Raw genomic sequence first — 21221 nt, 5'->3', positions numbered from 1 at the left:
CAGTCGGTCGTGGGACCGTTCAACGACCTGAGGTCATGCGGCACGCTGAAAGAGCGGTAGCGGCACAAATGGCGAAATGATGGTCTGCCTTCGTTGAAGGGGTGGCTGGCAAGCGAGATGTTCCGAAAGATCGTCGTTGGCAAGGGCGACGCGAACTTGAAGGAGCAGGTTTGCCCCGCGTTCAATCCAGCGCATCTGCTGCTTCTTGACCATCCGCCTTTCAACAGGAATGTTGACACTCGCTTCAGCAGCTGTGGAGGCTAGCGACACCATGCTGCTGCACCCCGACGAATGGTCGCGCGCCGCAGCCATAGAGAACTGTCCGAAAAGACTCAGAAAGACGACTGCAATCCAGCAGATCAACCGCAGACTATATTGGCGCTGTCTGCGGCCTCCGCTCACTTCTTTAGCATGAATGGTGCGCCGCATTACGCATCCCTGGCGTCTGAACTGTTGAAGGTTCTACGCTGGGAGCCACCAACCGCCTTGATGCAAGTCAACCGACGCAGAGTTCACCTGACACAAGTCTGTGATCGCGCGTCTCGGCTGTACTCAACGGGTGTCGACAGCTTCCGCGACCGCAGTAGGTTGCTCCCGCCCGTCTTCCGGCATCAAGCGGAAGAGAAGGGAAGCGAGAGCAAGCCAGCCGATCAGGCTCAGACCGAGTGCCCGCGCACTGTAGAGCGCGGCCAGATCCGGAGGAATGACCGGGACGGACGCAGGTGGCTGCGGTGCCCCAAGAAGGTGGGGGGCCACCATCAGGGCAAGCCCTGCGAGACGCCCGAGCCAGGACTTCACCCCACTGGCGAGGAAAAGCCCCGCCACCGTCGCCGCCGCCGTCATGACCCACCACATTTGCCTGTCCGACAGTTCAGCGGCCTGCATGCCTGGCAACTCCGGTGGCAGTCCCAAGCTGGGTGACAGGGCGAAAGTAGCGAAGCCGGAAAGAGCGAGCGCGGGCACAGAGATGCTGTTTGGACCCCACAGGGCACGGTGTGTCGCAAGAGAAGCTCCCGCAACAAGGCCAAAGCCTGACCAGGTCAAAACCAAAGTCAGGACCGTCAAGCCGCTTCGCACGACGACAGAAAACTCATCATCCGCGTCGTGGGCATCGTGCGCAGACAGGACCGTATCGCCACTCGATCCTGAGGGGTCGTCTTGCGCCACCCCCATCAGGACAAGTTCGCCGGTCTCGTATCGCTCGGCTTCGACGATAAGTGGCTGGATCAGAAAAAACTGCAAGAGGGCAACCGCTAGGCCCGTAACGGCACCAGCAATCACCCCGCCGGACAGCAGGGACTTCGTCATGTCAGCGAACTCGATCTGTCAGTGGCAGGGAAAGCCGGTGGCGTGGCGGGTATCATGTGTTGCGGCATGCAGCGCATCTGAAGAGGCGAAACCTGCCGCAAAGATGAGAAACGCACCAAGGACAGCACTGGTCAGGATGGGCCGAACCAGACCTGCGTGCTGTACGGACGCGGTGGAAAGAGTGGTGGCAGACATGATGTTTCTCCGCCCGTCACACCCGACGGGATTGGGGTTAAGTCTCCTGTCTGGCCGGTCTCCTGGCTCACGGTCACTGCAACCCTTCGCCTTCCCGGGCAGTTGCCCAGTGGCATATCGAAGGGCCACTACCGCATACAGTCGCGGGGGCGGCTGAGGTATCGGGCGCCGCAACTGGGTCCGCCCTTCCTCATTCCCGATTGAGTTCGGGGATTCTGCATCCCATGAACACCAAACAAAATCACGATCATGCGCACGCCGCAGAATGTCAATGCGCTTGAAGTCCGGCAGCCTTGCCGGAGCGGGGCGCGGATTGTTGATCTTCCTCGCGCGCTCCGCTGCCATGATCGGGGCCATTCACGAGGTCGGCAAGGATCGGACAGTCCGGGCGGTGATCGCCGCAGCACGCATCTGCCAGATGACGAAGCGTGTCCATCATTGCCTGCATTTCACGAATTCGAACTTCAAGACCGGCGATCTGCTCAAGCGCAATCTGTTTCACGTCGGCACTCTGCCGCGAACGATCCTGCCAGAGCGCCAGTAACTCCTCGATCTTCTCGACGGAAAAACCCAAGTCCCGCGCCCTTCGGATGAAGCGCAGTAGCTGAACATCGGTCATCGAGTAGACGCGATATCCTGCAACCGTCCTTCCTGCTGCCGGGATGAGCCCGATCGACTCATAGTAGCGAATCATCTTGGCGGAAACGCCCGAAGATTTTGAAGCTTCACCGATGTTCATCTCGGGGCCTCCTTACGCGGCGATTGAAGGTGCAAAGCGCCGCAGTCGCAGCGCATTGCCAAGGACGAAGACCGACGATAGCGCCATCGCGGCGGCGGCAATGATCGGCGACAGCAGGATACCGAAGGCGGGCCAGAGCGCGCCTGCGGCAACCGGGATCAGCAGGGCATTGTAGATGAAGGCCCAGAACAGGTTCTGGCGGATGTTTCGCATCGTGGCCTTGGAAAGCGCAATGGCATCCGAGACGGCAGTCAGCCTACCCGACATCAGTACGACGTCCGCCGCTTCGATGGCAATGTCGGTGCCGGTGCCGACGGCAAGGCCCACATCCGCTTCGGCCAGGGCGGGCGCGTCGTTGATCCCGTCGCCGACATAGGCCAGCGCGCCCAGTGCCTTCAGACGTTTCACCGCAGCGACCTTGCCGTCGGGCAGCACCTCGGCCACAACTTCGTCGATGCCAAGCTGGCGGGCGATGGCGTTCGCCGTGCGGCTATTGTCGCCAGTGATCATGGCAACCTTCAGCCCCAGCAGGTGCAATGCCTGGATCGCCTGCGGCGTGGTTTCCTTGATCGGGTCCGCAACGGCGATGATTGCAGCAAGCTTGCCGTCGATGGCGGCATAGAGCGGTGACTTGCCCTCGTCGCCGAGCCGGGTCGCGGTGTCGCCGAAGGCGGAGACATCAAGGCCGAGCTTGACCATGTAGCGGTCGGCGCCGACGTCGACCCGCTGTCCGCCCGCCGCCGCCGTGACACCGAAACCGGTGACGGAGTCGAAAGCAGTGATCTCAGGAAGGATCAGGCCCTCGGCTTCGGCCGCCGCGACGATGGCGCGGGCGATCGGATGCTCGGACTTCGCTTCGACAGCCGCCACCACGGCCAGCACTGCGGCGCGGTCGAAGCCCGGTGCCAGCGCCATGTCGGTCAGGCGCGGTTTGCCCTCGGTCAGGGTACCGGTCTTGTCGAACGCGACTACCTTGACGCTCTGCAAGGCTTGGAGGGCCTCACCCTTGCGGAAGAGCACGCCCATCTCGGCACCACGCCCGGTGCCGACCATGATCGACGTTGGCGTGGCCAGACCCATGGCGCAGGGGCAGGCAATGATGAGGACGGCGACGGCGTTGACCAGGCCAAAGGTCAGGGCCGGATCAGGCCCGAAGATCAGCCAGACGGCGAAGGTCAGCACGGCAAGCGCCATAACCACGGGAACGAACCACATCGTCACGCGGTCGACCAGCGCCTGGATCGGCAGCTTACCGCCTTGCGCGGCTTCGACCATGCGGATGATCTGAGCCAGCATCGTGGCCTCGCCCACCGCCGTCGCCCGGAAACTGAACGCGCCGGTCTGGTTTACTGTGCCGCCGGTCACGGTGCTCCCCAGTGCCTTCTCGACCGGCACGGGCTCGCCAGAGATCATGCTTTCGTCGATCCAGCTTGCGCCCGTCGTGACCTCGCCGTCGACCGGCACCCGCTCGCCAGGGCGGACCTCGACGACATCGCCCGGGCGGACTTCGGCGACTGGCACTTCGACCAGGCCGCCATTGCGAAGGACACGAGCAGTCTTGGCCTGAAGTCCGACCAGCCGCTTGATCGCCTCTGAGGTCCGGCCTTTTGCGCGAGCTTCAAGCAGACGACCAAGGAGGATCAATGTGACGATGACTGCCGCCGCCTCGTAGTAGACATTCTGGGTGCCTGGGGGCAGGATTCCGGGGGCAAAGGTTGCCACCAGGGAATAGCCGAAGGCAGCCAACGTTCCGACCGCGACCAGGCTGTTCATGTCAGGCGCCAGACGCGCCAGGGCCGGAAACCCCTTGCGGTAAAACCTGAGGCCAGGACCAAGGAGGACCACGGTCGTCAAGGCGAACTGTATGTACCAGCTGTTCTGCATGCCAATGCTGTTCATCACCGCCATGTGGACCCACATGAACAGATGCGATCCCATCTCGAGGACAAACACTGGCAGAGTCAGAGCCGCAGCAAAAAGCACATCGCGCCGCAATGCGGCTTCCTCGGCTGTTTTCTTCGCGGCGGACTCTTCTGACATGATGGCGGTTTCGGTCGCTGCCCGTGCCTCGTAACCCGCATCCGCGATTGCGCCGATCAGGGAGGCAAGGGCCGCCGTTCCGGTGACCGTGGCGCGTTCCGTGGCCAGATTGACATTGGCTGCGGTCACACCGGGTACCGTCTTCAAGGCCCGCTCCACCCGTGCCACACAGGAGGCGCAGGTCATCCCCTCGATGATGAGATCGACGGGGCGCGTTGGCACATCATAGCCTGCGTCCTCGATTGCCTTGACCAGAGCCGACCGGTCCACGTCTGATCCGATGACTTCTGCCCGTTCCGTCGCGAGGTTGACGGCTGCAGTTTTGACCCCGGGGACCGCCTGAAGTGCGCGCTCAACGCGCCCGACACAGGATGCGCAGGTCATGCCTTCGACGTCGATCACGATCTTGCCGAGATCCGCCGTGGCGTGATGAAGGGTTTGTATGTTCATAGCGGCACTCCAGTGTCGAGGTACTCCGCTGACTGAGATAGGGCTTCCCATGATGGTAAGGTCAAGCCCTGATTTCAATTTGTCTGTTCACGGATTTGTTCCCTTGACCTTACAACGGTGGGAAGGCCCATATCGAGTTGCATGAGGCGATTGTCCGAAGGAGACACTCATGCAGTTCCATATCGAGAACATGACCTGTGGCGGCTGCGTGCGCAGCGTCACGAAGGCAATCCAGTCGGTGGACCCCTCTGCCGAAGTGACCGCGGACCCGGCGTCGCACAAGGTCGAAGTGAAATCAGCGGCTTCTCGCGACCGGTTGGTCGCTGCGCTGACCGAGGTAGGCTACGCGCCCGCCTGACCATTCTGCAACCAAATGCCGTTTGAAGGGTTTACCCGTTTCAAGCGCTAAAAACCACCAAAAAACAGGAGAATACCATGAAAACATCCGCACTGGCAGCAGTGGCTGCTCTCGTCATGACAACTTCCGGCTATGCCATTGCACAGTCCGACAACATGGCTGGGATGGACCATTCTGCAATGAACATGGAAGGCGCCACGGGCGGTTACATGGCTGCGATGGACACGATGATGTCGTCGATGCAGGGAATGAAATTGACGGGCGACGCCGATGCCGATTTCCTCTTGATGATGATCCCGCACCACCAGTCGGCGATCGACATGGCCAAGGTCGAACTTGAGCAGGGCGACGACGAGGGCACCCGCGCTTTGGCGCAGAAGGTCATTGATGCGCAGGAAGCCGAGATTGCCGAAATGACAGCACTGTTGAAGGCGATGGGTGTCGAGCCGCCGGCGGCCTCGAACTGATCCGGGAACTGATCCGGCCTTGATCCGGCAAGGGGCAGAGCGGCCGCAAAGCCGCTCTGCCGCGTTTTTTTTGGGGACGTCATGACGCACACTGACCGGGCGGGCGTCTCTGCGCCTGCCCGGCCGCCATGTCACGCAGCCATGTCGCGGCAGGACTTGGCGCAGCGCCGGCAGATCTCGGCGCACTTCTTCATCTGCGCGTCATTGCCGAAGGCTTCGCAGGACTGGGCGCACCGCTCGCAGGCTTCGGCACAAAGACCGCAAGCCCGGCCATGCAGCGCCGAGTTTCGCAGCATGAAGTCGGCGCTGATCCGGCACGTATCCGCGCAATCCAGAAGCGCCTGGATGTGTGCGGATGCGACATGCTGACCGCCCTTGCCGAGGCAGTAGGCCAGCGTTTCCAGGCAGATGTTGTGGCAGTCGCTGCAGTTTTCGATGCATTCCTTCATGTTCATCTCTCGTACTCCTGTTCTGTGGTTGCCAAATTGCCCTTGGACCGGAGCGCAGCGAAGAAGCCTGAGCCACCCCCTATCGCCCGCGGACGGGCTGTTCAGTGCCAGCGGGATCGGTCTTGAAAACGCGAAGGCATTCTGTGTGGTTCCACCGATATCCGCTGACTTCTGCACGAACCGAAATGACAGACGTCCATGCGGTCGGGGGATTACACAGCTTGCGCGGGACTCTACAAACCGGGCTCTGCGAGATCTGTCGTGACCGGGCAAACGCATTTGCCCGGTAATCTTTTGCCTCGACATCCGTCAATGAAGATAGGCGTCGGTTGGCTCTCGCATGATCGGGACTTCTGCGGGAACTCCGTGGCGGCAGACTCGGTCGGTGCCTGGCGGTCGGTCGAAGCCACGACCGGGCCGCCTTCAGCCGAAAAGGAACAGGATGATGACAGTTCGAACTTTCTCAGCAGCAATGCTTGCTGTTGTCCTGATGGCCGGCGGCGCGGTCGGTCAGACCACGCCTCAGGCGGAAGATCCACATCACACGGCCGGCACCGAGAACCCCGCCCTCCCTAATGCGGCTGGCTCCGACGAGCCAACAGACCCTGCGGGTCCAGGGATGGACTCGCAGGGTGCGGGACCGGGGATGATGATGTCTGCTGAAATGATGCAGATGATGATGCAGATGATGGCCCAGCATCATGTCGCCGGTTCGACCCCGGGGCCGGGCATCCAGGACGGAATGACCGGCGCGGTCGGGCAGGGGTCGGAAGTGGTCTTTGGTCTTGCACCTGCCGCGACACCGGAGACGACGCCCGACGTGGTGCGCGGCTGGCTTCAGACGCAACTCGACAGCCTGCAGAATCCACGGCTGACACTCGGCACGATCGAGACGGCTGCGGATGGCAGCATCATCGCCGAGATCCGCACTGTCGACGGGGCGCTAGTACAGAGACTGTCGTTCAACAGGTATCCGGGTTTTGTCCGCCAGATCGACTGAACGTCGTCAAGACGAAACGAGAGCAGATACGAGATGCGAGAGGCTGTGATGCATTTTGCCACCTCGGTGCTGGTTCGCGCAACACCGCGGGAGGTTTTCGACTACCTCGACGACCCCGAGCGCATTGGCGCCCACATGTCCGGGGGATCGCTGATGATGGCGGGCGGCAGCATGCACTATCATTTGGATGCCGAAGCTGGGCGCAGGGTCGGTTCTGTCATCCGCGTCGAAGGAAGGATGCTGGGTCTGGCATTGCGGGTGACGGAAGTGATCACGGAACGCGTGCCGCCCGTCCGCAAGATCTGGAAGACGACAGGTCCGCAGCGGATGATCGTGATCGACACCTATCGGCTGGGGTTCGAGACGCTGCAGGTCGAGGCAGGGACCGAACTGCGCGTCTTTATTGACTACACGCTGCCGGAACGACTGCCGGGCCGCCTGCTCGGTCGGGCATTGGCACCACTTTATGCGCGCTGGTGCGCGTCGCGGATTGCTGTCGGCACGCGGGCGCATTTCGCGCAAGGTCCGGGCCGAAGCCGGATCGCCTGAGTCCGGCGCGGTCAGAGCTTGGCCAAGTGTCCGATCCCCAGGGCAGTGTCGGTCAGCGCCATCGACGCCGCGGCATCCGCAGCAAGTCCGGTCATTGCCCGGATGGCGTCGATGGTTTCCGGGATCACGATGGCCTGGTTGTCGACCATGTAGGCATAGAAGAGCTCGTTGCCCCGCACGGACAGCATGTCCTGCCACAGCGCGACCTCGTAGAGGTTGTCATGCGGGCGGCCAAGGTCGGCCATCATCTCCTTGACCGCGTTCAGCGCGTCGAGGCCGTCGTCCATGCGGATCAGCGCGATCCGCGTCGAGGCGCCGAAGGCGGCAAGAACCTCGTCCCTGGTGGCCGCGCGCGTCATCTCGACCGACCAGTAGTGCAGATGGGCCAGCGTCTGCGGCACCTTGACCGCCATTGTCACCACGTCCAGGCTTGGGTCCACGCTTTGCGCGTCGGGGCCCTGGTGGCTCGGGATCTCGCGCTCGGGCACCAGTGTGTTCATGATGCCGCCGAGATGGCTTTCCCAGGGGTCGGTCGCGCGCCGCAACAGCGTGCCGCGCGCCCGTACAAGCAGCCCCGCGCGCTTGAGCGCGGTCAGCGTGCGGACGATGGAGGTGGTGTTGCACGAGACCACGCGGGTGCTGTCGCGCCCGACGGCACCGGCAAAGCTGGCCTCGGCCACGAAGGAGTGGTCGGTGACGGCATGTTTCTCGCCGCCCTGGACGATAAACCTGATGCCGCGCCGGCGATAGGCCTCGACATTGGCCGCCGCCACCTTCTTAGGCGTGCAGTCCACCACGATGTCGGCGCGGGCCAGCATGTCCTCCAGCGTTCCGGCCACCTCCAGCCCCGCCGCGCGCATGGCCGAGACATGGTCCGGGCCGGCACCGTAAAGCGCGTAGCCCTTGGCCTCTGCCATGCGCGGGCGCCAGTCGGCGGCAACGTCGCACACCCCGGCCAGTACCATGTCGGGCTGCATGGCGACGGCATCCGCCACCCGCTTGCCGATGACGCCGTAGCCGTTCACCGCGACGCGGATTTTCTGCGTGGTGGTCATGATGCGATTCCTCTTGTTTCAAGCAAAATTCGTATCGCGGCCTTGAGCCGGGCTCGCGCCGTCGATGTAGGCCCGTGTCAGCGGCACGGCATCGCGCCGGTGGGCAAGCTGCAACTGGAACACCATGGTCCGACCGTTGCGGAATCCCGCCTCGCAGGCCGCGAGATAGAACTCCCGCATCCGGCAGAACCGTTCGTCATAAAGCGCGCGCGCTGCGTCGCGGCGGGCGGCGAACCGCTCGTGCCAGTGACGCAGCGTTTCCGCGCAATGGAGGCGCAGGACTTCCACATCCGTCACCCAGAGCCCCGCGCGCTCGGCCGCGGCGATGGCCTGCGACAGCGTGGGGCAATAGCCGCCGGGAAAGATGTACTTGCGGATCCAGGGATCGCTGCCGCCCTCAGGACCCATGATGCCGATGGAGTGCAGGAGCGCCACGCCGTCCGGTTTCAGCGCGTGGGCCATCGCCGAGAAGTAGTTGTCGTAGTCCGATGGCCCCACATGTTCGAACATACCGACCGACACGATCCGGTCGTAGCGGTCACGCTCGTCGCGGTAGTCGCGCAGGTGAAAGCGGACACGTCCGGCCAGACCCTCGGCTTCGGTCCGCGCGGTGGCGTAGGCCAGCTGTTCCCGCGACAGGGTGATGCCGGTGACATTCGCGGTGCTATCGCGCGCCACCGACCGCGCCAGCCCGCCCCAGCCCGAACCGATGTCGAGAACCGAGAGGCCGGGACGGTCCAGCACCAGCTTGGCAGCGATGCGATGCATCTTTGCCGCCTGTGCCTCGTCCAGGGTCTCGTCACCACGTTCGAAATAGGCGCAGGAATACTGCCGCTCGCGGTCGAGAAAGAGATCGTAGAGATCGTCGGACAGGTCATAGTGATGCGCCACGTTGGACCGCGCGCGCGCCCACGGATTGCGGTGCCGGCGCCGCGACAGAAGCCGGTCGGCCATCGCCCTCAGACCATTTCCGGGCAGCGAGTCGAGCGCCTCCGGCCCGCCCGAGGTCAGCAGGTCCAGAAGCTCGCGCAGCGTCCCCCGTTGCAGCACCAGCCGGCCGTCCATCCAGGCTTCGCCAAGCGCAAGGCTCGGCTGGGTCAGCAGGCGCAAGGGCAGGTCGCGGTCAAGCAGCCGAACCGCCACATCGGGCGCGCCGCCGGTGCCGAAGCGGTAGGTCCGGCCACCCGCCTCGGTCCATTCCAGCGATCCGCGCCGGACGATCCGCCGCAGGATCGCGGCAACCAGCGCCGAAGCGCCGCCGACGACCGATCCCCTCCGGCTCCTTTGCGCGCGTGGCGCAATCTCAACTTCACTCTCGAATGAACTCTGCTGCGGCATTTGCTGTGGATCCATCATGGTCAGGTTGCAATCAACAGACGCGCGAGCGCCGAAAGGATTGCAGGCGCGAAGCGCTATCCTCACGAATGCGTGTAGGTGAAAGGAAAAGGAACGGCCTTTGCCCGGCCTGGAAGAACGACTTTGAAAGAGAGCTGATAGGGAGTGCGGTCAGCAAGCTTTACGAAAGCACCCCAAGTCACCGTATCTGCAATCTTCATCGGTTCAAGGTTAAGCAAGGTTCCACCGATATGACCAAGACCCATGACATTAACCGAAACCTGCGCTGTTTCGATCCGGGCGCCAGACGCGGCGTCGAACAGGGCAAGCACCAGATGATACTGATCTTGCCCATCGGGCGCGCCGCCGTGCATCGCGCCCTCGGTGTGGGACTTTGGATGGCCTTGCACGATGGCTGCAGGCATCACGCCGAGATAGGCCAGGACGCCGGCGACGGTCATCGTGTCGGCATTCACACCGTCTTGCCCGCGCGCGACCGCGGAGAAGGCCGCCGATGCGACCGCCGCCAACGGCAGGACGAGTGCCGTCCGGCGCGACAAGGCGGTCCCGTCGGGTTTCATGACGCCACTTCCAGCGCCTGCGGCGCGGCAGCCTTGGCCGGAGAACGGCGGGTCACGCCCTCTAGCCGCGTCCGTTTCAGAAGCAGGGCGTTCACGGCGACCAGGGCAGAGCTTCCCGACATCGCCAGGGCGGCGACCTCGGGACTGATCGTGTAGGGAAAGAACACCCCCGCCGCGACCGGAAAGGCGACCACGTTGTAGGCCACTGCCCAGAACAGGTTCTGGTGCATCTTGCGCAGGGTCGCCCTCGACAGCACTATCGCCCCCAGCACATCATGCGGGTCGCTTCTCATCAGCACCACGTCGGCGCTTTCCATCGCCACGTCGGTGCCCGCGCCGATGGCAAAGCCCACGTCGGCCTGGGTCAGCGCCGGAGCGTCGTTCACCCCGTCGCCGACCATGCCGACCTTCTTGCCCTGGGCCTGAAGCTCCTTGACCTTGTCGGCCTTCTGACCCGGCAGCACGTCGGCGAGCACGATGTCGATCCCGAGTTCCCCGGCGATGCGCGCGGCGGTCCCTGCGTTGTCGCCGGTCAGCATCGCCACCTGGACGCCGCGTTCGCGCAGCCGGGTCACGGTTTCCTTCGCGGTCGGACGCAGCGCATCGGCGATCGCGATCAGCCCCAGGACAGCACCGTCCCTGGCGACGTGCACGACGGTCCGGCCCGCGCCCTTGAGCGCCTCCGCCCGTTCGGACAGGGCACCGAGCGGCACCTTTTCCTCATCCATCAGGCGGCGGTTGCCGACCAGAACCCGACTGTCCGCGACAGTAGCGCTGGCCCCCCGGCCATCCAGCGTCTCGAACCCGGACATCTTGCCCAGGGTCAGGTTGGCGGCGCGCTCGACGATGGCGACCGCCAGCGGGTGATCCGAGCCCTTGTCCACGGCGGCGGCGGCGGCAAGCACCTCGTCGGGGCTGACACCCTCGGCGGCGACGACATCAACCACCTTCGGCTGTCCCATGGTGAGCGTGCCGGTCTTGTCGAAGACGATGACATCGAGTTTCGTCGCATCCTCGAGCGCGCTCGCGTTCTTGAACAGGATGCCGTTCATCGCGCCAAGCCCGGTTCCCACCATCACGGCCATCGGGGTTGCCAGCCCCAGTGCGTCAGGGCAAGCGATGACGAAGACGGTGATCGTCAGCGTCAGCGCGAACAGAAGCTCCGCCCCGATCCAGCCATACCAGACCGCAAAGGTCGCGACGCCGATGACGATGGCGACCAGCACCAGCCATTGCGATGCCCGGTCGGCCAGCAGCTGCGCCGGCGCCTTGGAGTTCTGCGCCTCCTGGACCAGCTTGACGATCTGCGCGAGCGCCGTGTCGGCACCGACCTTGGTGGCGGTGTAGCGGAAGGTTCCCGACTTGTTGATCGTGGCGCCGATCACTGTGCTACCGACGGTCTTCTGCACCGGCATGGACTCACCGGTCAGCATGGATTCGTCGACCAGCGACGTGCCTTCGGTAACCTCGCCGTCGACAGGAATCTTGTTCCCCGGACGGATCACCACGGTTTCGCCCTTCTGCACCTCGGCGGTGGGCACCTCGACCTCGCGCCCATCGCGGATGACGGTCGCCATCGGCGGCGCAAGGTCCATCAGGGCGCGGATCGCCTCTGAAGCACCGGCCCGGGCGCGCATCTCGAGCCAGTGGCCAAGAAGGATGAACACCAGAAGGACCGCGACCGCCTCGTAGAATTGCACGCCGGGGAAAAAGAAGGTCGAGCCGACGCTGAAAGCGTAGCCGGTTCCAACCGACAGGATCACCAGCACCGCCATGTTCAGCACGCCGTTGCGCAGCGCTCGCACAGCTGCGACGACAAAAGGCCAGACCGGCCAGATCACGGCGGCTGTCGCCAGAATGAACAGCCACTGGTCAAGCCGCAACCCGAACGGCGGCGCCGGCGGCGTGAACATGCCGCCCATCGGCGACCAGACGAAGATCGGAATGGTGAAGATCAGGGCGACCCAGAACCGGTTGCGCATGTCGCGCACCATCGACTGCATGTCGCCTGAACCATGACCCATCTCGTGGGCCATTGCATCGTGGCCGGAGGGGGTGGCCGGGGCGGGGCTGTCAGCCCCCTTGCCATGTCCCGTGCCATGGCCTGAATGGTCCGCCATGGCTGCGGCATGGCCGTCGTGGGCGGAACACACGTGCCGCGGCAGGGCCTCACCCTCGCAGTGAAAGCCGCAGTCCTCGACGACCTTGCGCAACGTCTCGATGCTGGTCTTGCCTTCGTCGAAGGTCACGGTCACCGACGGACCTGCCGGATTGGCGGCCACCGAGGTGACACCCGGCTGGGCGCGAAGTTGCTTTTCGATGCCGAGATGTCCGAGGCGGTCGAACGTGGCGTTGAAATCGAGTGATGCGGTCGTCGTCATGGTCAATTTTCCCGGTCAAGCAGTTTCGTGCGGCGCGTCCCGGCAACCCGGCGCGCCGCACGGTAATTCATTCAGGAACAACAGCAGCCCGACTTGCCGACCGGCTTTTGAACCGCGGCAGTTGGCGAGGCTTCCACCGTTTGCGAAGTTTCGCTGGTTGCCTGGTCGCGTTGCGCACGGCCGTGCCCGTGCTCGTGGTGTTTCGCCTGCTGCGATCCGCCGCCACAGCAGCCGCCTGCCTCGGTCTCGGCCAGAACGTTGGTTTCATGCGTGTTCATCGTCTTCTCCTGTCGATTTGCTCAAGGTTCCGACAAAGCCGACCTGTGGTCGCCGTTGCCAAGATATGGACGTATCAAGGCTGCAAACATTACACCTTGGCGAGAGCCGGCGAAGTTTCGACGGCCCGCTTCCGGGCTCGGGCGCAGCCGCAATCAAGAAACCCGTGATCCGGGCAGGTCAGGCACATCTGCATCAGCAGGTCCCGCAATCTGGCCCGGGCCCGATGCAGGCGCACGGCGAGCGTGCCCAAGGAAATGCCGAGCGAAACGGCAACCGCCGTCCGCCCTTCTTCCTGAAGGTCGATCCGCCTTATGAGTTCGGCCTGTCCCCGCGGCATGTGGCGGATCATGTCGGCGATGCATTCGCAGATCGCGGCGTCGATTTCGGCATCGGGTTCAGCCAAGATGTCCAGCGTCTCGGACTCGACTTCGGCGGACATTTCCCGCTGCCGTCGGCGCGAAGATTTTCGCTGGTGATCGGCAAGTGTGGTGGCCAGAAGCCGACTGAGCCAGCCGCGCAGGCTGGCAATGTCGCGCAGGTCATCAGCCCGCGCGATCGCCCTGGCGGCGAAATCCTGCATCACGTCCATCGCGTCATCGACGTTGCGCAAGCGGCTGACCAGGAAGCCCAGAAACCGGCGCTGGTCTTCCAGAAGGACAGCCTCGACGGCTTTTCGGCTCATCTCACGGTCTCCATTGCGTTTCCTGTGCCGTTCGAGGCGCGATTGTACTCCCCAGACGCTTCGGCCTGATGGTCCAGGCAGGCGCGCAGCGCCCGTCTGGCCCGCAGGGTGCGGACATTCAGTGTGCCAACCTCTACACCAATTTCCAGTGCGAACGCGTCGCGCGGCACGCCGCGAAGATACAGTGCACGGATCAGTTCGGCGTAATCGGGGCGAAGGCTCTCTAGTGCTGTTTCCACTGCGGCAAAGTCTTCGCTGGAAGGTGGAGCCTCTGCCGCGTCCTCGACCGGGGCCGAGAGAAGTATGACATGATCGCAATAGGCCCTTTCCGCCCTCCGACGCGCGTCACGGCGACGGTAATGGTCGAACAAGCTGTTGCGCAGGATGCGGGCCAGCCAAGCATCGGTGTCGCGGATGGGTTTCGTCCGGTTCGTGGCGCAGATGACTTTCAGGTTGAAATCCTGCAACACGTCTTCCGCGGCACTCGGGTCAGCGATCCTTCGGCGCAAGTAGCTCAGATAAGCCTTTTGCCCTGTGGCGAGCCTTGTGCGCGGATCAGGTTCGACCGCACTTGAGGGCGGCGGTCCCTTCCGGGAAAGGTCAGTGTGGCGCATGGCGTTTTCCGTTCGCTGTCAATCGGGGGAAGAGAACCCCCGAAAAGACGCGCCGACGGCTGAGGACGGCAATTGCCTACGGAAGTTCTGGTGTCAGGCGAAGTCGGAAACTGCGCTCGGCGGTCGGAGCGGATCGTTCGGTCGGTGCTGCGTGCGGTCCGATTGTCCTTCGAACACCCACTGGATGCTGATGACCCAGATCGGGTGTTTCGCGTCGAATACGTTCTCAGCGACCACCACGGTCGGGAGCTGGCAATGATAGTTTTCAGTCGGCAGACTGCAGTCATCCTGTTGTGTCGCTGCTGAATGAGTGGAGGTGGCAATCGGCGGTTCGGATCGGGGAACGGCATCTGCGGCAAGGGAAGCGGTCAGGAGAGACAGGACAGTTAGCGCCATCACAAAGGCCGTCAGGACGGCGCGGAGCGCGCGCGACCATGAACCCATTTCCGACTGCCAAATTCCATCCATACGGCCAACCTGTAGCAATTGGACGAAACACACGTTGACTTAGATCAATGGAGACCGGGTCGGCACCACTGCCGACAGCACCGCACTGCGCTCTTCGGCGTTCTGCTGCAATGAGTGCGGTGATTGGGTGTAATGGCGATACCGCTCAAGCGTCTATTTCTCAGTGCGGGGCCGAGGCCCATGTCATCGGAGGACGACCATGAACGAGCACCATCATTCTTTTGGAAACCAAGCCTCTGGCGCCTGGTTCAGGACGCGCTGGGGAATGGCGCTGATCGGATTTGCCCTCATAAGCGCGCTTCTTCTCGTCTACGAGCACCGGGTTCACATCCCGTTCCGCAGCATTCTTGTGATCTTGCCGCTCTTTGCCTGCCTCGGGCTGCACTCGCTGATGCACGGCGGCCATGGGCATGGTGGAGGACACGGCAACCACGGCAGATCCGACAAGAACGTTGCATCCGGGCCATCTGCGGCGACCAGGGTCGAGGACGAGAGAGGAAAACAGTCATGACACCCGAAACCGCGCCTGCTTATGGTCTCTGGTTGCTCGCTTTCGTCAACGCGGCGGTTTTCATCATCTTCGCCCTAAGCTTTACCAAGCCGCAGACTCCGCGCGACTGGCGCAGTTTCAGTGCCTTCAGCGCCTTCCTGGTGGCGCTGTTCGCTGAGATGTACGGCTTTCCCCTGACCATCTACCTTTTGTCCGGCTGGCTGCAATCTTCCTTTCCGGGCACCGATTGGTTCTCGCATGATGCCGGGCATCTGCCCGAAATGCTGTTCGGCTGGAAAGCCAATCCGCATTTCGGACCATTTCACTTGCTCAGTTTCGTGTTGATCGGGGCGGGGTTCTGGCTGCTCTCGGTGGCATGGCCGGTGCTTTACGCAGCGCAGCGCGCCGGGCGGCTGGCGACGACCGGGCCTTACGCGCGGATCCGGCATCCGCAGTATGTGGGCTTTGTGCTAATCCTGACCGGGTTTCTGTTGCAATGGCCTACGATCCTGACGCTGGCGATGTATCCCGTATTGATCTGGATGTACCTCCGCCTGTCCCGCAGCGAGGAGGCCGAGGCCCGCGCGCGGTTTGGCGCTGAATATGACGCCTGGGCACGTCGGGTGCCCGCCTATCTGCCCATGGGCCGTACCGACAGCGCAACGACCTGATCGGCACCACTTCCCGCATTCGGGTGGTGGTTATCGATCAGCACCCCAACCCGTCAGAAAGGAACACCGCATGAGCGACGTCAACACCGATCCGGGAACAGCTCGCTTTGCCCCCCGCTTCCCGACCGCCTACACGATCCTCTTCGCGTTGATTGTGCTGGTTGCGGGCCTGACCTGGATCATACCCGCCGGTCGTTTCGACCGGGTCGAGAACGAGGCGGTCGGCCGCGAGATCGCGGTCGCAGGCACCTACAAGACGGTCGAAGCCAACCCGCAGGGCATCCTAGACGTCCTGATGGCGCCGGTTGCGGGGTTTTATGACCCCGACAGCTATGCCGCGAATGCCATCGACGTGGCGCTGTTCGTGATTCTGCTCGGCGGTTTTCTGGGGGTCGTCAACGCCACCGGTGCCATCGACACCGGCATCCGCCGTGCGATGGCCAAGCTGAAGGGGCGCGAGATTTGGATGATCCCGATCCTCATGAGCCTCTTTGCCCTCGGCGGCACGACCTACGGCATGGCCGAAGAGACGTTGGCCTTCTACGGGCTTCTGGTGCCGGTGATGATCGCGGCAGGTTATGATGCGGTGACGGGAGCGGCGATCATTCTGTTGGGTGCGGGGATCGGCACACTCGGCTCGACCATCAACCCTTTCGCGACGGTCATCGCCTCGAATGCTGCGGGCGTCGCCTTCACCGACGGGCTTCCGCTGCGGCTGGTGATCCTGTTGGGAGGCCTAGCAATCGCAATCACCTATGTCATGCGATATGCCGCCCGCGTGCGCCGCGACCCGTCGCAGTCGCGCGTGGCGGACCTTGCGGCAGACCATCGGGCCGCCTTTGCCGGGTCGGCGAATGGCGTTGACGCCACGTTGACCGCCACACAGTCGGTTGTCCTAATCGTCTTCGCACTGACCTTTGCGGCGCTGATCTGGGGTGTGTCCACGCAGGGCTGGTGGATGGCACAGATGGGCTCGCTGTTCATCGCCGCCGCCATCGTCGCGGGGCTGGTCGGTCGGCTGGGTGAGAAGCGGCTGACCGGGGCCTTTATCGATGGCGCGCGCGACCTTCTGGGCGTAGCGCTAGTGATCGGGCTGGCGCGCGGCATCGTGGTCGTCATGGAACAGGGGCTGATCGCCGACACCATCCTGAACGCCGCCGCCAACGCGGTGGCGGGCCTGTCGGAACTGGCTTTCATCACGCTTCTTTACTGGATCCAGGTCGGGATGAGCTTCTTCGTCCCGTCCTCGTCGGGCCTTGCGGTGCTGTCGATGCCGATCCTTGCGCCGCTGTCGGACTTTGCCGGGGTGGACCGGTCGCTGGCCGTCACCGCCTACCAGTCGGCCAACGGGCTGGTGAACCTGATCAACCCGACCTTCGCCGTGGTGATCGGCGGGCTGGCCATCGCGCGGGTGCCCTACGAACGCTGGCTGGCCTTCGTCTGGCCGCTTCTGCTGATCCTGACGATCTTCATCATGGCCGCCCTCGGCGTCGCCACCCTGCTCTGAACGGAGAAAGCCCATGTCCCAACCCTCCATCGGTGTCCATTCCGAATCCGGCCGCCTGCGCCAGGTGATCGTCTGCCGCCCCGGCCTCGCGCATCGCCGCCTGACGCCGGAAAACTGCGACGAGCTGCTGTTCGACGACGTTTTCTGGGTCAAGCAGGCGATCAAGGACCATGCCGTCTTTACCGACCTGATGCGCGCGGAAGGGATCGAGGTGCTGGACGCCAACGATCTTCTGGCCGAGGCGCTGGACATCCCGGCGGGCCGGGCCTTCGTGCTCGACCACCGCGTCACGCTGACCACTGTAGGCGCGGGCATGGTGGAGCCGCTGCGCCTGTGGATGGAGACGCTGCCCGGTGCCGATCTGGCGCGCTGGCTGATCGGCGGGCTGACGGTGGGCGATCTGCCCTTCGTGCCGGAAGGGCTGTTCGGGGCCTGGCTCGGCAAGTCCGGGTTCATCCTGCCGCCGCTGCCGAACATGATCTTCACCCGCGACAACAGCGCCTTCGTCCACGGCGGGGTATCGCTGAACCCGATGTTCTGGGCGGCGCGCAAACCCGAGACGCTGCTCACCACCGCGATCTACCGCCACCATCCGAAGTTCGCCGGCAAGGTGCGCGAACTTTTCGGCGATCCGGCGCGCGACTTCGGCTCGGCCAGCCTTGAAGGCGGCGACATCATGCCGGTGGGCAAGGATACCGTTCTGGTCGGCATGGGCGAGCGGTCCTCGGCGCAAGGCATCGGGCTGTTCGCGCAAGCCCTGTTCGACCAGGGCGTGGCGTCGCGCGTCGTCGCCTGCCGACTGCCGCGCACCCGCTCGGCGATGCATCTCGACACCGTGTTTACCTTCTGCGGCGGCGATGTGGTGACGACCTTCAAGGAAGTCGCCGACGGCATCACCTGCTTCGACCTGCGCCCAGGCGGGCCGGACAAGCCGTTCCGCGTCAGCGAGGACCGCCGTCCGATCTTCGAGGTTGTCGCGGAAATCATCGGCTTCAAGAAACTGAGGATCGTGCCCACCGGCGGCAGTGACCAGGCCGAGCGTGCGCGCGAGCAATGGAACGACGGCAACAACGTGGTGGCGCTGCGGCCGGGCGTGATTGTCGGCTACGACCGCAACGACGACACCAACGCCATGCTGCGCTCCGAAGGCATCGACGTGCGCGAAATGCCGGGAGCAGAACTGGGCCGGGGTCGCGGCGGCGGGCATTGCATGACCTGCCCGACGATCCGAGACCCGGCGTGACCTGAAAAGGAAAGAACCATGAGCTTCAACCTGCGCAACCGCCATTTCCTGACGCTGCGGGACTATACCCCGGCGGAAATCGGCTTTCTTTTGAAACTCTCGGCTGACCTGAAGGCCGCGAAATATGCCGGGACCGAACAGCAGATGCTCCGGGGGCGCGAAATCGCCCTGATCTTCGAGAAGGACAGCACCCGCACCCGCGTCGGCTTCGAGGTCGCCGCGCATGATCAGGGCGCGCATGTCACCTACCTCGGGCCGTCCGGCAGCCATATCGGCCACAAGGAAAGCGTGAAGGACACCGCGCGCGTTCTGGGCAGGGTCTACGACGCCATCGAGTATCGCGGCTTCGGCCAGGAGATCGTCGAGGAACTGGCCCGCTACGCCGGTGTGCCGGTCTACAACGGGCTGACCGACCAGTTTCACCCGACCCAGGTGCTGGCCGATTTCCTGACCATGCAGGAACATGCCGAAAAGCCGTTGCGCAAGATCGCTTTCGCCTTCCTTGGCGATGCGGGCAACAACGTCGGCGAAAGCCTGCTGATCGGCGGGGCGAAGATGGGGATGGATGTGCGGCTTGGCGGGCCTAAGGCCTGCTGGCCGAAAAAGCCGGTGATCGACGAGGCTCTTGCGATTGCGAAAGAGACCAGCGCGCGGATCACCGTGACCAAGGATCCCGACGAAGCGGTCAAGGGCGCGGATTTCCTTTACACCGATGTCTGGGTGTCGATGGGCGAGGCCGAGGCGAAATGGGCCGAGCGGATAAAACTTCTGACGCCATGGCGGATTGACGCTGCGATGATGGCGCGCACCGGCAATCCCAGGGCGCGGTTCATGCATTGCCTGCCCGCCTTCCACAACACCGAAACGGCGGTGGGCCGCGAGATCGCGGAAAAGTTCGGCCTGACCGAGATGGAGGTCAGCGACGAGGTGTTCGAGAGCGCGGCCTCGATCGTGTTCGACCAGGCCGAGAACCGGCTGCACACGATCAAGGCGGTGCTTGTCGCCACGCTGGGGGGCTGACCGGGTGCTGGTGGTCGCAGCCCTTGGCGGCAACGCGCTGCTGCGGCGGGGCGAGCCGATGACGGCCGTGGTGCAGCGTGCCAATGCGGCGCGCGCGGCGCTGGCATTGGCCGGGCTGGTGCGGGCGGGGCATGATCTGGTCATCACCCACGGCAACGGCCCGCAGGTCGGATTGCTGGCCTTGCAGGGTGCTGCCTTCCGACCCGAGGCGCCCGACCCGCTGGACATGCTGGGGGCGGGCACCGAAGGCATGATCGGCTATTTGATCGAGCAGGAGCTGGAGAATGCGCTGAGCCACGACCGCCCGGTCGCGACGCTGCTGACGCAGGTGGTGGTCGATCCTGCCGATCCCGCCTTCCGGCACCCGACAAAGCCGGTGGGTCCGGTCTATGCCGAGGCCGAGGCAAGGACGCTTGCCGCGCAGCGGGGCTGGACGATCGCCCCGGATGGCCCGTCCTGGCGCCGCGTCGTGCCCTCGCCGAAGCCGGTCGAGATCCCCGACCTGCGGGTGATCCGCCTGCTTTTGGCGCAGGGCGTGGTGGTGATCTGTGCCGGCGGCGGCGGCATCCCGGTGGTGCGGCGCGCCGATGGCAGCCTGGCGGGCGTCGAGGCGGTGATCGACAAGGACTACGCCAGCGCTCTGCTGGCAACCTCGATCAAGGCCGACGCGCTTCTCATGCTGACGGATGTGGACGGGGTGATGGAAGGGTTCGGCACCCCAGCCGCGCGCCGCATTGCGCGCCTGTCCGCCGTCGAGGCCGGGCACCTTGTGCTGCCTGCCGGGTCGATGGGACCGAAGGTGACGGCCGGGACGAATTTTGTCGCTTCGGGCGGGCGACTGGCCGGCATCGGCCGGATGGAAAATGCTGCCGCCATACTGAACGGGGCGGCTGGAACCGTGATCTCGGCTTAGGGGAAAGGACAGCGCAATGTGTCTCTCGGCAACGGTCAGCTTTGCTGCCAGTGCGCTTCTGACGGCGGGCGGAACCGCAATCATCGTCAAGGCCGCACGCAGCAACTGGCGCTACCTCCCCATCGGCCTGATGCCGCTGTTCGCCGGCATCCAGCAGTTCAGCGAAGGGTTCGTCTGGGTCGGCGTCAACGGAGGCGACCATGCCACGATGGTCTGGGGCGCAATGAGCTTCATCTTCTTCACCTGGTTCATGTGGCCCTTCTGGATCCCCTTTTCGGTCTGGGTGCTGGAGCCGCCGGACAGCCACCGCCGGCCCTGGTTCCTGGCCATGACCGGGGTCGGATTGGTGCTGGGATTGCTGCTCTACACTCCCCACGGCTTTGGAACGGACTGGCTGGTGGTAACGGTCAACCGCGACTCGCTGGCC

At 64.0% G+C, this 21221-nt stretch carries 25 protein-coding genes and 1 riboswitch; of the genes, 11 read left to right on the top strand and 14 right to left on the bottom strand.

Translation table 11 applies throughout. From position 1 onward, the window contains the following. Positions 1 to 33 precede the first annotated feature (33 nt). The 5 genes from DRF71_RS23020 to DRF71_RS23000 form a co-directional block, all read right to left on the bottom strand. Positions 34 to 429 carry a hypothetical protein gene (locus tag DRF71_RS23020; RefSeq protein WP_112312827.1) on the bottom strand — a complete coding sequence of 132 codons (396 nt, stop codon included), beginning with the start codon at positions 427 to 429 and terminating at the stop codon, positions 34 to 36. Between the two features lie 123 nt (positions 430 to 552). Continuing rightward, the gene (locus tag DRF71_RS23015) at positions 553 to 1308 is read right to left on the bottom strand and encodes a CbtA family protein (protein WP_112312825.1); all 756 of its coding nucleotides are present in this window, start codon (positions 1306 to 1308) and stop codon (positions 553 to 555) included. A gap of 18 nt (positions 1309 to 1326) precedes the next feature. Beyond that, positions 1327 to 1503, bottom strand: coding sequence for a CbtB domain-containing protein (locus DRF71_RS23010; RefSeq protein ID WP_112312823.1), 177 nt, complete (start codon positions 1501 to 1503; stop codon positions 1327 to 1329). Between the two features lie 35 nt (positions 1504 to 1538). Beyond that, positions 1539 to 1754, bottom strand: a riboswitch (cobalamin riboswitch). Positions 1755 to 1771: 17 nt separating this feature from the next. Further along, the gene (gene cueR / locus DRF71_RS23005) at positions 1772 to 2242 is read right to left on the bottom strand and encodes a Cu(I)-responsive transcriptional regulator (RefSeq protein WP_112312821.1); all 471 of its coding nucleotides are present in this window, start codon (positions 2240 to 2242) and stop codon (positions 1772 to 1774) included. Positions 2243 to 2254: 12 nt separating this feature from the next. Then, on the bottom strand, positions 2255 to 4732 hold the full coding sequence (locus DRF71_RS23000; protein ID WP_112312819.1) for a heavy metal translocating P-type ATPase: 2478 nt from the start codon (positions 4730 to 4732) through the stop codon (positions 2255 to 2257). Positions 4733 to 4901: 169 nt separating this feature from the next. Between DRF71_RS23000 and DRF71_RS22995 the strand changes: the two genes are divergently transcribed. After that, positions 4902 to 5090: a heavy-metal-associated domain-containing protein gene (locus DRF71_RS22995; protein ID WP_112312817.1), complete on the top strand. Its 189-nt coding sequence runs from the start codon at positions 4902 to 4904 to the stop codon at positions 5088 to 5090. Between the two features lie 77 nt (positions 5091 to 5167). Further along, on the top strand, positions 5168 to 5557 hold the full coding sequence (locus tag DRF71_RS22990; RefSeq protein ID WP_112312816.1) for a DUF305 domain-containing protein: 390 nt from the start codon (positions 5168 to 5170) through the stop codon (positions 5555 to 5557). A gap of 131 nt (positions 5558 to 5688) precedes the next feature. Here DRF71_RS22990 and DRF71_RS22985 read toward each other — a convergent pair whose 3' ends face one another. Beyond that, a complete protein-coding gene (locus tag DRF71_RS22985) occupies positions 5689 to 6012 on the bottom strand; it encodes a four-helix bundle copper-binding protein (protein WP_198672324.1) in 324 nt (107 codons plus the stop codon). Positions 6013 to 6658: 646 nt separating this feature from the next. On the opposite strand from DRF71_RS22985, the gene DRF71_RS22980 reads away from it, so the two are divergent. Further along, positions 6659 to 7006 (top strand): hypothetical protein, encoded by a 348-nt coding sequence (locus tag DRF71_RS22980; RefSeq protein WP_157971253.1) that lies wholly within the window; start codon positions 6659 to 6661, stop codon positions 7004 to 7006. Between the two features lie 48 nt (positions 7007 to 7054). After that, positions 7055 to 7555 carry an SRPBCC family protein gene (locus DRF71_RS22975; RefSeq protein ID WP_112312813.1) on the top strand — a complete coding sequence of 167 codons (501 nt, stop codon included), beginning with the start codon at positions 7055 to 7057 and terminating at the stop codon, positions 7553 to 7555. An 11-nt stretch (positions 7556 to 7566) separates the two neighbouring features. On the opposite strand, the gene DRF71_RS22970 is transcribed toward DRF71_RS22975, so the two are convergent. From DRF71_RS22970 to DRF71_RS22940, 8 genes are all read right to left on the bottom strand, one after another. Beyond that, the gene (locus DRF71_RS22970; RefSeq protein WP_112312811.1) at positions 7567 to 8610 is read right to left on the bottom strand and encodes a type II glyceraldehyde-3-phosphate dehydrogenase; all 1044 of its coding nucleotides are present in this window, start codon (positions 8608 to 8610) and stop codon (positions 7567 to 7569) included. Positions 8611 to 8628: 18 nt separating this feature from the next. Beyond that, the gene (locus DRF71_RS22965) at positions 8629 to 9948 is read right to left on the bottom strand and encodes an SAM-dependent methyltransferase (RefSeq protein WP_112312810.1); all 1320 of its coding nucleotides are present in this window, start codon (positions 9946 to 9948) and stop codon (positions 8629 to 8631) included. A gap of 80 nt (positions 9949 to 10028) precedes the next feature. Next, positions 10029 to 10526: a hypothetical protein gene (locus tag DRF71_RS22960; protein WP_112312808.1), complete on the bottom strand. Its 498-nt coding sequence runs from the start codon at positions 10524 to 10526 to the stop codon at positions 10029 to 10031. Continuing rightward, positions 10523 to 12907, bottom strand: coding sequence for a heavy metal translocating P-type ATPase (locus tag DRF71_RS22955; RefSeq protein ID WP_112312806.1), 2385 nt, complete (start codon positions 12905 to 12907; stop codon positions 10523 to 10525). Before DRF71_RS22955 ends, DRF71_RS22960 begins: the two co-directional genes overlap by 4 nt. A 71-nt stretch (positions 12908 to 12978) precedes the next feature. After that, complete coding sequence (locus tag DRF71_RS27720) at positions 12979 to 13185, bottom strand: hypothetical protein (RefSeq protein ID WP_157971252.1); 207 nt, start codon at positions 13183 to 13185, stop codon at positions 12979 to 12981. A gap of 89 nt (positions 13186 to 13274) precedes the next feature. Beyond that, positions 13275 to 13868 (bottom strand): sigma-70 family RNA polymerase sigma factor, encoded by a 594-nt coding sequence (locus DRF71_RS22950; protein WP_112312805.1) that lies wholly within the window; start codon positions 13866 to 13868, stop codon positions 13275 to 13277. Beyond that, positions 13865 to 14482 carry an RNA polymerase sigma factor gene (locus DRF71_RS22945; protein WP_112312803.1) on the bottom strand — a complete coding sequence of 206 codons (618 nt, stop codon included), beginning with the start codon at positions 14480 to 14482 and terminating at the stop codon, positions 13865 to 13867. Before DRF71_RS22945 ends, DRF71_RS22950 begins: the two co-directional genes overlap by 4 nt. A 93-nt stretch (positions 14483 to 14575) precedes the next feature. Continuing rightward, complete coding sequence (locus DRF71_RS22940) at positions 14576 to 14950, bottom strand: hypothetical protein (protein ID WP_112312801.1); 375 nt, start codon at positions 14948 to 14950, stop codon at positions 14576 to 14578. Between the two features lie 199 nt (positions 14951 to 15149). On the opposite strand from DRF71_RS22940, the gene DRF71_RS22935 reads away from it, so the two are divergent. From DRF71_RS22935 to DRF71_RS28240, 7 genes are all read left to right on the top strand, one after another. Continuing rightward, positions 15150 to 15461, top strand: a complete 312-nt coding sequence (locus DRF71_RS22935) for a DUF2933 domain-containing protein (protein WP_112312799.1) — start codon at positions 15150 to 15152, stop codon at positions 15459 to 15461. Then, entirely contained in the window at positions 15458 to 16111 is a 654-nt protein-coding gene (locus DRF71_RS22930) for a methyltransferase family protein (RefSeq protein WP_112312797.1), read from the top strand. Before DRF71_RS22935 ends, DRF71_RS22930 begins: the two co-directional genes overlap by 4 nt. A gap of 70 nt (positions 16112 to 16181) precedes the next feature. After that, positions 16182 to 17618 (top strand): YfcC family protein, encoded by a 1437-nt coding sequence (locus tag DRF71_RS22925; protein WP_112312796.1) that lies wholly within the window; start codon positions 16182 to 16184, stop codon positions 17616 to 17618. Positions 17619 to 17631: 13 nt separating this feature from the next. Beyond that, a complete protein-coding gene (locus DRF71_RS22920; RefSeq protein WP_112312794.1) occupies positions 17632 to 18861 on the top strand; it encodes an arginine deiminase in 1230 nt (409 codons plus the stop codon). Positions 18862 to 18879: 18 nt separating this feature from the next. Next, a complete protein-coding gene (gene argF, locus DRF71_RS22915; RefSeq protein WP_112312793.1) occupies positions 18880 to 19881 on the top strand; it encodes an ornithine carbamoyltransferase in 1002 nt (333 codons plus the stop codon). Beyond that, the gene (gene arcC / locus DRF71_RS22910) at positions 19859 to 20794 is read left to right on the top strand and encodes a carbamate kinase (protein WP_456300094.1); all 936 of its coding nucleotides are present in this window, start codon (positions 19859 to 19861) and stop codon (positions 20792 to 20794) included. Before argF ends, arcC begins: the two co-directional genes overlap by 23 nt. 16 nt (positions 20795 to 20810) lie before the next feature. Next, the coding region (locus DRF71_RS28240; protein WP_332872077.1) for a DUF6629 family protein at positions 20811 to 21221 on the top strand (411 nt) is incomplete at its 3' end.

It is taken from the genome of Pseudogemmobacter bohemicus, assembly GCF_003290025.1.
Classification (GTDB): Bacteria; Pseudomonadota; Alphaproteobacteria; order Rhodobacterales; family Rhodobacteraceae; genus Pseudogemmobacter; species Pseudogemmobacter bohemicus.
This window is presented reverse-complemented; position numbering and strand designations above follow the sequence as displayed.

Excerpts from the sequence above, each read along its gene's own strand:
- DRF71_RS23020 (WP_112312827.1), bottom strand. The coding sequence starts at position 429 with ATGCGGCGCACCATTCATGCTAAAGAAGTGAGCGGAGGCCGCAGACAG.
- DRF71_RS23015 (WP_112312825.1), bottom strand. The coding sequence starts at position 1,308 with ATGACGAAGTCCCTGCTGTCCGGCGGGGTGATTGCTGGTGCCGTTACG.
- DRF71_RS23010 (WP_112312823.1), bottom strand. The coding sequence starts at position 1,503 with ATGTCTGCCACCACTCTTTCCACCGCGTCCGTACAGCACGCAGGTCTG.
- cueR (WP_112312821.1), bottom strand. The coding sequence starts at position 2,242 with ATGAACATCGGTGAAGCTTCAAAATCTTCGGGCGTTTCCGCCAAGATG.
- DRF71_RS23000 (WP_112312819.1), bottom strand. The coding sequence starts at position 4,732 with ATGAACATACAAACCCTTCATCACGCCACGGCGGATCTCGGCAAGATC.
- DRF71_RS22995 (WP_112312817.1), top strand. The coding sequence starts at position 4,902 with ATGCAGTTCCATATCGAGAACATGACCTGTGGCGGCTGCGTGCGCAGC.
- DRF71_RS22990 (WP_112312816.1), top strand. The coding sequence starts at position 5,168 with ATGAAAACATCCGCACTGGCAGCAGTGGCTGCTCTCGTCATGACAACT.
- DRF71_RS22985 (WP_198672324.1), bottom strand. The coding sequence starts at position 6,012 with ATGAACATGAAGGAATGCATCGAAAACTGCAGCGACTGCCACAACATC.
- DRF71_RS22980 (WP_157971253.1), top strand. The coding sequence starts at position 6,659 with ATGTCTGCTGAAATGATGCAGATGATGATGCAGATGATGGCCCAGCAT.
- DRF71_RS22975 (WP_112312813.1), top strand. The coding sequence starts at position 7,055 with ATGCATTTTGCCACCTCGGTGCTGGTTCGCGCAACACCGCGGGAGGTT.
- DRF71_RS22970 (WP_112312811.1), bottom strand. The coding sequence starts at position 8,610 with ATGACCACCACGCAGAAAATCCGCGTCGCGGTGAACGGCTACGGCGTC.
- DRF71_RS22965 (WP_112312810.1), bottom strand. The coding sequence starts at position 9,948 with ATGCCGCAGCAGAGTTCATTCGAGAGTGAAGTTGAGATTGCGCCACGC.
- DRF71_RS22960 (WP_112312808.1), bottom strand. The coding sequence starts at position 10,526 with ATGAAACCCGACGGGACCGCCTTGTCGCGCCGGACGGCACTCGTCCTG.
- DRF71_RS22955 (WP_112312806.1), bottom strand. The coding sequence starts at position 12,907 with ATGACGACGACCGCATCACTCGATTTCAACGCCACGTTCGACCGCCTC.
- DRF71_RS27720 (WP_157971252.1), bottom strand. The coding sequence starts at position 13,185 with ATGAACACGCATGAAACCAACGTTCTGGCCGAGACCGAGGCAGGCGGC.
- DRF71_RS22950 (WP_112312805.1), bottom strand. The coding sequence starts at position 13,868 with ATGAGCCGAAAAGCCGTCGAGGCTGTCCTTCTGGAAGACCAGCGCCGG.
- DRF71_RS22945 (WP_112312803.1), bottom strand. The coding sequence starts at position 14,482 with ATGCGCCACACTGACCTTTCCCGGAAGGGACCGCCGCCCTCAAGTGCG.
- DRF71_RS22940 (WP_112312801.1), bottom strand. The coding sequence starts at position 14,950 with ATGGATGGAATTTGGCAGTCGGAAATGGGTTCATGGTCGCGCGCGCTC.
- DRF71_RS22935 (WP_112312799.1), top strand. The coding sequence starts at position 15,150 with ATGAACGAGCACCATCATTCTTTTGGAAACCAAGCCTCTGGCGCCTGG.
- DRF71_RS22930 (WP_112312797.1), top strand. The coding sequence starts at position 15,458 with ATGACACCCGAAACCGCGCCTGCTTATGGTCTCTGGTTGCTCGCTTTC.
- DRF71_RS22925 (WP_112312796.1), top strand. The coding sequence starts at position 16,182 with ATGAGCGACGTCAACACCGATCCGGGAACAGCTCGCTTTGCCCCCCGC.
- DRF71_RS22920 (WP_112312794.1), top strand. The coding sequence starts at position 17,632 with ATGTCCCAACCCTCCATCGGTGTCCATTCCGAATCCGGCCGCCTGCGC.
- argF (WP_112312793.1), top strand. The coding sequence starts at position 18,880 with ATGAGCTTCAACCTGCGCAACCGCCATTTCCTGACGCTGCGGGACTAT.